The sequence below is a fragment of the bacterium genome (assembly GCA_018830565.1).
Taxonomy (GTDB): domain Bacteria; phylum UBA9089; class JAHJRX01; order JAHJRX01; family JAHJRX01; genus JAHJRX01.
Map to the genome: position 1 here is coordinate 1 of JAHJRX010000002.1, position 5,471 is coordinate 5,471.

The window sequence follows — 5,471 nt, forward strand, 5'->3', positions numbered from 1 at the left end:
CTCCAGATCTCCTATTTTTACCAAATCTCCTTCCACCGCACCCATCTCTCGTAAAGTTATATCAAGGCCCATCTTTTCTACCAAAGGACTATGGATAGTACTCAAACTCCAGATCTCCTATTTTTACCAAATCTCCTTCCATCGCACCCATCTCTCGTAAAACTTTATCAATACCCATCTTTTCTACCAGATGGTGCCAGTATGAAATTACTGAAAGATCTTCGAAATTTACTTCTTTGATAATTCTTTGAAGTTTTTCGCTTTCAATAATAAAACATCTATCTTCCTTGTGAATTTGAAAAGCTGGTTTTAATTTATATTCTTTAACTCTTAATCTGGGGATGGTCTCTTTAGGCAAAGTAGGAATTTTATTTAATGTTTGGCCAATCTTTTTAATTAAAATTTTAATATTCTTTTGGTTTAGGGCAGAAATGAAGATAATCTCTTTTTTTAAATTACTAAATATTTTCTTAACTTCTTTGATCTCTTCTTGATTAAGAAGATCAATCTTATTTCCCACTAAAAGTTGGGGTTTTTTAATTAGTTCTTGGTTATAAGTTTTTAGCTCTTGATTTAAAATGTGGTATTTTTTGACTACTTCTAAGTCGGTAACATCTACAAGGTGAACTAATATCTTTGTCCGTTCTATATGGCGAAGAAATTGATCTCCTAAGCCAACACCTTCCGAAGCTCCTTCTATAATTCCTGGCAAATCAGCCACGGTAAAAGAAATTTCTTCTTCTGGGTTGACTACTCCTAAATTAGGGGTTAAAGTAGTAAAAGGATATTCTCCAATCTTTGGTTTAGCCTTAGTCAACTTAGAAAGTAAAGTCGATTTTCCTACATTAGGATAACCAAGAATACCTACTTCGGCAATAAGCTTTAAGACTAATTTTAAATCTTTAGCTTCCCCTGGCTCTCCCTTTTGAGCAAATTTAGGAGTTTGTCTGGAGCTGGTGGCATACTTAGCATTCCCCTTGCCTCCTTTACCTCCATAAGCGACTACTACTTCTTCCTGATCTTCTGTAATATCCTCAATTAATTCTTGAGTAAGTAAATCGTAAATTTGTGTTCCCAAAGGAACTTCGATCAAAAGGTTCTTCCCGTTATGGCCAGAGCTATTATTTCCGTAACCTTGCTCTCCCTTTCCTGCTTGGTAATACCTCTTATCTTGAATGTCCCGTAAAGTCTTTAAGTTAAAATTTCCCTTGATGGTTACATCGCCACCCTTGCCTCCATTGCCTCCGTCTGGTCCCCCTAAAGGTTTATACTTCTCATGATGGAAACTGACACAACCATTTCCACCTTTGCCAGCACACACCTTTATTTTAATCTGGTCAACAAACATAAACTTTATCAGGAGACAACAATATTAATCTCTTTTTTACCTCGATTATTGGTTTTAAAACAAACATGTCCACTTACTTTAGCATAAAGAGTGTCATCGCTTCCTCTGCCCACATTAATTCCTGGAAAAAATTTAGTCCCTCTTTGTCTAACCAAGATAGAACCTCCAGTGACATACTGATTATGAGTCCTTTTTACACCTAATCTCTTTCCCGCACTATCTCTTCCATTGCGAGAACTTCCCATCCCTTTTTTATGAGCCATATCTTCTCCTTTCTAACTATTCACTATCTCTAAATGTTCTTGATATTGTTTCTTTATCTCTACCAGACTTAAGTACAAGGTTTCTAATAAAAGATCTGCTTTTTCTCTAAGTTCTGGAGCTAAATCTCCTATCTTTATGGTTAAGATTCCTTGTTCTTGATCTTTTTTAATTAGTAAGTTGATATTTAAATACTTACCTAAAGCTAAAATGGTATGGTGAAATAAGGTTGAGACTGCAGAACAAACAATATCTCTTCCTGGTTGATCATAAAAAGCATGACCATTACCAGAAAAAGCAATAATCTTCCCCTTTTGATCTCTATCAACCTTTATCTGGATCATGCTTTTAGTAGGTTATTTTCTTGACTAAAAGCTCTGTATATAACTGCCGGTGCCCTACTTTTCTTCGATAATCTTTTCTTCTTTTGTATTTGAAGGCGATTATTTTTTTCCCCTTAGGATGATTTAAGACCAAAGCTTCTACTTTGGCATTTTTTAAAACCTCGCCTATTAATATTGACTCCTCGTTCTGAACCATCTTTACTTCTTTAATCTCTATTAGATTGCCAATAGGAGTCTTTAAGTGGTCAACTCTGACCTTAACACCTTCACTGACTTGATATTGCTTTCCTCCTGTTTCTACGATGGCGTACAATATAATCCTCCTCAAATTTTATATCAAACTTAAATCTTATTACAAATAAATATTTTTGTCAAGAAATAAAAAGTGGGTTGTTAGCCACAAATAGAAATGTCCTATTTTTCGTCAAATAGAAATGTCCTTTTTTCATGTTTCAATTGGTAGTAGTTCTTTTTCTTTTCTCCTTCTATCTATCACATAGATGGAACCATGCAAGCTTTTAGCATATTGCTTAATCTCTGCTCCAATTTTAACTATTTCCGCATAATGAGTAAAATTCTTTTCAATATTAGTAACCACGCCTCCCGATAAAGAGATCATAGGAAAGGACTCTTTCCTGCCACATCTATTGGTGGTAATAATAAAGCCTCTCTTTCTATCTTCTTTAGAGTAAAGAAGAGGAGTCTTAGCATCAAAAGAACGTAATATTTTGGTCAAGACTAAATCAATTACCTCAGGATTAATGATGAGGACAAAGTCATCTCCCCCTAAATGGCCAATAAAGACATCTTTAAGATTAAGCTCTGCCGTAGCTTCAAAGATAATGCAAGCAGTTAACTTGATTGCCTCATCACCTTGATTAAAACCATAGATATCATTAAAGGATTTAAAGTTATCGATATCTAAGTAACATAAAGCAAAAGGTTCGTTGGTCTTTATTCTCTTGGTGAGTTCCTCATAGATTGAATTGTTACCTGGAAGATGAGTTAAGGGGTTAGCATCAAGTCTAAGGCAATTTCGTCTAATAATGGCCTCTACTCTTACGATAAGCTCTTCAGGAATAAAAGGCTTTTCTAGATACTCATCACAACCTTGTTTTAAGCTGCTAATCTTATCCTCAAAAGTACCTCTTCCGGTAAGCATCATAATAGGAAGATGTCGAAAAAATATATTTTTTCGTATTTGCTGGTAGGTTTCATGGCCATTCATGTCGGGCATGGCTAAATCCAGAATTAAGAGATGAGGTATCTCCTCTTGAAGCTTCTGTAAAGTCTCTCTTCCTGACTTAGCTAAGGTTACTTTATAGCCTGCCGGTTCTAATAATTCTTTAAGTAGCTTTCTGACTAGATCTTCATCATCCGTAACTAAGATATGCCTTGATTTTGTGTCTTTAATCATAAATCTACTTTCCCTTTCTTACTTCTTGCTTCCCACTTTCTCATTTCTCATTTTCCCCCTTCTACTTCTTATTTATTTAAAGTTCTTTTTTTTAAGATATCGAGTAGATTATTGACCAAGCTGGTGCTTTTTGAGATAACTTGTTCCATAGAATTTAAATATTCTTTAATCTTTACCTCTTGGGGAAGTTTCTTGGAGACCCTTTGCTCAATGAGATAGATAGATGTTTTTACGACTGAGAAAGAATTTCGAAGTTCATGAGAAACTTTGGCTACGAATTGCTCTATGGTCGCCATCTTAATTTGGTTTTCTAATTCTTCTTTAGTTTTTCTTAATTTATCTTTAGTTTCTCTTAATTCTTCTTTAGTTTTTTTTAAGGAAGTAATATTAGTAACTAAGCCCAGGCTTTCCTTTAGTTGACCTTCTTTGGTAAAGAGAGGCTGGTGGTTAATAAGAGTATGAATTATTTTTTTGTCTTTTCTGGTAAAGATAGCTTCAAATGACTGGGATTTTCCAGCTAAGACATTTTTATGGGTTTTACGGAAGGTAGAATAATTCCTTGGACTAAAAAAGGAAGAGATCTTTTTTCCCTCTAACTCAGAAACCTGATATCTTAATATTTGACTAAATTGTTGATTACAAAAGATGATTGAGCCGTCAAGATCAAGGCAAAATAATCCTTGGCTGATCATGTTAATTAAGGTAGTAGTTAGTTCTTCTGCTTGACTGAAATAAACTTTATTTTCCATTAAATTATAAGTAGTTATACCACAAGAATTAAGTTTCTGCCACTGCAATGTTGAAACCGTCTAACGGTTTGGCTGAGCGGCGGTTGCGTCCCCTTTCTTCCCATTTCATGAGCTTACGCTCACTCTCAAGGTCTTGGATTTATCTTGGCACCTTGCCGTCTGGGCTTGGAGAATAGAGTACGATCTTGCCACCTCGGGGCGAAAGTTGTGCCTTCGTGATTCCGGAGGACTCAGGCTTCTTGTGTGCGATTACCTTTACAAAGTACGGCGTCTTCGCCTCGGTCAAGTAGACAGTGACCTTGTAGAGCACACCTCCGATGATGACTTGGGTGGTTCCTTCACGCGTTGGGTACCCATTATGCGACGGATGAATTCGCCCGAAGGGCACGATAGCGCCTTCGACCCTGATGAATGTTGAAAGCCCGTCAGGAAAGGGAACGCCATTCTGGGAGTATTCGTAGAACGAATTTCCCGCCTTGCTATCACGCTTCTCGATTGCGATCTGAAATGGCCGATTGCCGACGGATAGGTCGATCCCATTCGCATTCATGAACTCCGACCCAAGGTCAGAGATCTTGAGTGGCTGCCCTTGAGGATTCAAGAACTCGACCGCAATCTGCGATGGTGCCAACGGAGTCTTTGTTGATAGGGTCATCTGCTGTTTCTCCTTTTCTTTGTAAGGCTAACGATAAAGCTCAGTTGCGGCGTACTCGCCGTCAACTGCAGCGACTGGTTAGACTTTTAATGGGTATCTGTCCCCTATTTCCCTATTGTATTGATTAAGGCTATCATTTGAGATTTTGTTTTCGTCTGTGATTAGTTGTAGATATGAAAATTTGACTCCATGACGTCCAAGATGTTTGAGTCCATATTTTCATCAAATTTACGAGCAAAGAGTGCATTACTTGCAAATAGAAATGGAAGATCCTGTGTTATAAAAGTTTTTGGGCGTAGTTTGATTTTTCCACTTGCGATTAAAGATTTAGTGTCACTCTCCGTAAAGGTTTTCGAGCGAAGTTTAATGCCTATGTCTGGTATCCAAACGATAGCTCTTTTGTCGTCATTTACTATTTTTCCGTTAAATGAGGTATTCATCATCACTGTCTGAAAGAACGATTCATCTGGTATTAACGTATGAAGATAGTAATTCTCAAACTTTTTCACCTCACCACTATTACAAATGAATTCACAACATTCCCTTGTCAAAATCATCCATTGTCCACCAATGTAGGAAATAACATCTTTAAGATAAGCCCTTTTGTAAGGAACTCCCGAAAACCCAGTGTCTGTTTCTACAAAATAATTTTCAATGCGGTTCATGGTTTCTGGTCTATCCGTAGCCTGATTTGCAA

General features: G+C 36.8%; 9 protein-coding genes. All 9 read right to left on the reverse strand.

All coding sequences use genetic code 11. The features are described 5' to 3' along the window. Positions 1 to 72, reverse strand: a 72-nt coding sequence (locus KJ849_00085; GenBank protein ID MBU2598976.1) for a DUF1967 domain-containing protein, incomplete at its 3' end; no start/stop codon positions are given. 16 nt (positions 73 to 88) lie between these two features. Next, on the reverse strand, positions 89 to 1,348 hold the full coding sequence (gene obgE, locus KJ849_00090; protein MBU2598977.1) for a GTPase ObgE: 1,260 nt from the start codon (positions 1,346 to 1,348) through the stop codon (positions 89 to 91). An 8-nt stretch (positions 1,349 to 1,356) separates the two neighbouring features. Then, a complete protein-coding gene (rpmA, locus tag KJ849_00095; protein ID MBU2598978.1) occupies positions 1,357 to 1,611 on the reverse strand; it encodes a 50S ribosomal protein L27 in 255 nt (84 codons plus the stop codon). 12 nt (positions 1,612 to 1,623) lie between these two features. After that, positions 1,624 to 1,953, reverse strand: a complete 330-nt coding sequence (locus tag KJ849_00100; protein MBU2598979.1) for a ribosomal-processing cysteine protease Prp — start codon at positions 1,951 to 1,953, stop codon at positions 1,624 to 1,626. Positions 1,954 to 1,957: 4 nt separating this feature from the next. Beyond that, positions 1,958 to 2,266 (reverse strand): 50S ribosomal protein L21, encoded by a 309-nt coding sequence (rplU, locus tag KJ849_00105; GenBank protein ID MBU2598980.1) that lies wholly within the window; start codon positions 2,264 to 2,266, stop codon positions 1,958 to 1,960. A gap of 132 nt (positions 2,267 to 2,398) precedes the next feature. Then, complete coding sequence (locus tag KJ849_00110) at positions 2,399 to 3,370, reverse strand: response regulator (protein MBU2598981.1); 972 nt, start codon at positions 3,368 to 3,370, stop codon at positions 2,399 to 2,401. 68 nt (positions 3,371 to 3,438) lie between these two features. Further along, positions 3,439 to 4,167, reverse strand: coding sequence for a PAS domain-containing protein (locus tag KJ849_00115; protein MBU2598982.1), 729 nt, complete (start codon positions 4,165 to 4,167; stop codon positions 3,439 to 3,441). A 91-nt stretch (positions 4,168 to 4,258) separates the two neighbouring features. Continuing rightward, positions 4,259 to 4,774, reverse strand: a complete 516-nt coding sequence (locus KJ849_00120; protein ID MBU2598983.1) for a hypothetical protein — start codon at positions 4,772 to 4,774, stop codon at positions 4,259 to 4,261. 161 nt (positions 4,775 to 4,935) lie between these two features. Next, the coding region (locus KJ849_00125) for a hypothetical protein (protein MBU2598984.1) at positions 4,936 to 5,471 on the reverse strand (536 nt) is incomplete at its 5' end.

Bases quoted from the DNA above. Each gene is read 5' to 3' on its own strand.
- obgE (MBU2598977.1), bottom strand. From the start codon at position 1,348: ATGTTTGTTGACCAGATTAAAATAAAGGTGTGTGCTGGCAAAGGTGGA.
- rpmA (MBU2598978.1), bottom strand. From the start codon at position 1,611: ATGGCTCATAAAAAAGGGATGGGAAGTTCTCGCAATGGAAGAGATAGT.
- KJ849_00100 (MBU2598979.1), bottom strand. From the start codon at position 1,953: ATGATCCAGATAAAGGTTGATAGAGATCAAAAGGGGAAGATTATTGCT.
- KJ849_00110 (MBU2598981.1), bottom strand. From the start codon at position 3,370: ATGATTAAAGACACAAAATCAAGGCATATCTTAGTTACGGATGATGAA.
- KJ849_00120 (MBU2598983.1), bottom strand. From the start codon at position 4,774: ATGACCCTATCAACAAAGACTCCGTTGGCACCATCGCAGATTGCGGTC.